General features: G+C 40.8%; 3 protein-coding genes. All 3 read left to right on the top strand.

Going from position 1 to position 2,514, the window contains the following annotated elements; genetic code table 11:
- Positions 1-363 precede the first annotated feature (363 nt).
- The 3 genes from AMS66_RS03090 (at position 364) to AMS66_RS03080 (ending at position 2,195) form a co-directional block, all read left to right on the top strand.
- Entirely contained in the window at positions 364-747 is a 384-nt protein-coding gene (locus AMS66_RS03090) for a helix-turn-helix domain-containing protein (protein ID WP_201782128.1), read from the top strand.
- Positions 748-904: 157 nt separating this feature from the next.
- Positions 905-1,732: a helix-turn-helix transcriptional regulator gene (locus tag AMS66_RS03085; protein ID WP_053779393.1), complete on the top strand. Its 828-nt coding sequence runs from the start codon at positions 905-907 to the stop codon at positions 1,730-1,732.
- A gap of 124 nt (positions 1,733-1,856) precedes the next feature.
- Entirely contained in the window at positions 1,857-2,195 is a 339-nt protein-coding gene (locus AMS66_RS03080) for a cupin domain-containing protein (protein ID WP_053779392.1), read from the top strand.
- The last annotated feature ends 319 nt before the right edge of the window (positions 2,196-2,514 follow it).

Below are 2,514 nucleotides of genomic sequence, written 5' to 3'. Positions count from 1 at the left end.
TGGAGAATTAAGACCTCCTCCAATAAATACAGGCGTATCCGGGGAAGTCACATACTCCGAAACCCTATTTAATATCGACTGAGACGATAGCTCCGGGGCGCTGCTGTTCAAAGAAAAGTGGGTATGGAAATAATAGAAGACGGTTCTCGGATCATCTTTGGCCTGAAATTAGGCCCAAGTACATATTCTAGGCCATTTCGCATCATATGAACTGCGGCTTCCGACGACATCGGGCGTACCACTAAGCCAGAATTGACCTGACTCCAAAACCTGAAATTTATCTGCTTAGGCGACTATTGTACAAAATTATGTGCTCTGATCGATGAAAAAAATAACTGGCTCAACGCACAAAAACACAACAAAGTGATTGAGGAAGTGCAATACTATATCCGCGACCATTACCCGGAACCGAATCTATCATTGGAGTTAGTTTCCAACTCTGCTGGTCTTTCGTCTAGCTATCTCGGTAAGCTGTTCAAAGGCTCCACCGGCCAATCCTTCAGCGAGTATCTAAACCATACGCGGTTAGAGATGGCACGGGAACTACTACTTACTACCAAAGATACCGCCGCCAAGATCAGCGAAACGGTCGGGATGTACAACATTACTTACTTCTCTACATTGTTCAAAAAAAAATACGGAGCCTCTCCTTCCGCTTACCGCGAGCAGGCCTCAATAAGGGGAGTCGAGGATGATTTATTTAATGGAAATCAAAAAAGTGAAGGAATCGGGGATAATGCTGATTGACGTTTATATGATGCCGCACCCGCTGAAATGAGCCGGGGGCGGTATTTTTTTGTTATATATGTTGACAGTGATAATCGTTATCAATAATGTGGATATAAGATGTACAATGATTAATTCAGGATTATCGGCTAACTACTATCGAAATGAGGTACGCAATGTGAAAATAGACGTGAATCAATTAGCAGAGCATTTTGCACACATTCCTTTTCAAGTAGAAGGAATATATCGATATGCTACCAATCCAGGGGTGCCTCACGCTGACTATACAGATTCTTTTCCTGGATTTGTGTTTCCACTTACAGGTAAGATCCAATTTCAATTTAATGGAATGCCTTATGTGCTTTCGCCAGGAAAAGTGGTGCATGGGGGAGCGAAAATGAAACTGGATAAAAAAATGTTTGATAACACCAACTGGGAGTATATCCTTGTTCAATACCGGATATGTAACTCAGAACTAGAAGAGTCAAGCTTTTCTCATCAACATTTTGAATTATCAACGGGACAATCTCCTCGTCTTCTCGAATTAATTATGCGGCTTTGGCATGTGTATAATCAGCGTGGAGGTATTTCGATGTTTCAGACTGAAATGCTGTTTCGCGATGTACTGAACGAAGCCTTAATATGTGTTGTGAATAGGCAAATTAGCAGTGAATCACATGCTTTATTCGAACGGGTATCTCATTATATTCATGAATACTATTATCAAGGCCTTACAATAGCATCGCTCGCAGAACAATATAACGTTAACCGAAATCGACTTTCTTACGTATTCAGAAAGCATTCAGGCATGGGACCAGCAGAATATCTATTAAAGTACCGTATAAACATGGCGCAAAAAATGCTATTTATAAGTGATGTGCCCGTACAGCAAATTGCACAAACGGTTGGAATTGCTGACCCCTTTTATTTTAGTAAAGTGTTCAAGAAAAAATTTGGCTGTTCTCCTACTGAATATCGACAAAAGTTCATCAATAATCCATGCTAACTTCAACAGGCACCCATTTTAAACCAAAAATTATTTCAATATACTTATGGCAGGCCAAGGAAACATCATATCTGAATTTCGTAAGAAACATAATACTGAAGGTGAACAATAAGGAGGAGTTACTATCCATTATCAACCTATTAAACTGAGTGAGGAACTATCTAAATTTAACGATCACTGGTCTCCGAAACTAATTGGTGAAATGAATGACAATCAATTTAAGATCGTTAAGATTGCTGGGGACTATGAATGGCACGTTCATCACGAAACCGATAAGTTATTTTTTGTGATCGAAGGCGAGATGATCATTGATTTTCGTGATGGTCAAGTGAGAATTTCCAAGGATGAGATGTTTATTGTCCCGAAAGGACTCGAAATCAAGCCCTCCTCCGAAAAGGAATGTCATATCATGTTGATGGAGCCTAGAAGCGAAATATACACTGCCGGAACTGAGTCCGCATAAACAGCCTTCAAACGGTCCTGGATCTAGTAAAAGCTTATTGAGTTAACGTTTCCCCGTAGCTTTAATGAATAAGGCAGCCAAACTATCAGGCTGCCTCCTCGTTTACGAATCACTAGTTTTTACATTCTAGTACTCTGTTCAGCTTCCTCACCAGTATTGTGCATTTCTCCAAAATAAGGGGTAGGTTTCGTTCCAATCAGTTATTAAAGTAGTGGCCCTGTTCGAGGTCCGGGATCAGTACAGGTTGCATAGGCCACCATCCCAGAAGTTCCTGTGTTACAACGCTAGTCTTGGGATATCAAGCGCTACCAGTGTACTG

The sequence above is a fragment of the Paenibacillus xylanivorans genome (assembly GCF_001280595.1).
Taxonomy (GTDB): Bacteria; Bacillota; Bacilli; order Paenibacillales; family Paenibacillaceae; genus Paenibacillus; species Paenibacillus xylanivorans.
The sequence above is the reverse complement of the archived record's forward strand: the minus strand, read 5'-3'. Positions and strand labels throughout refer to the sequence as shown.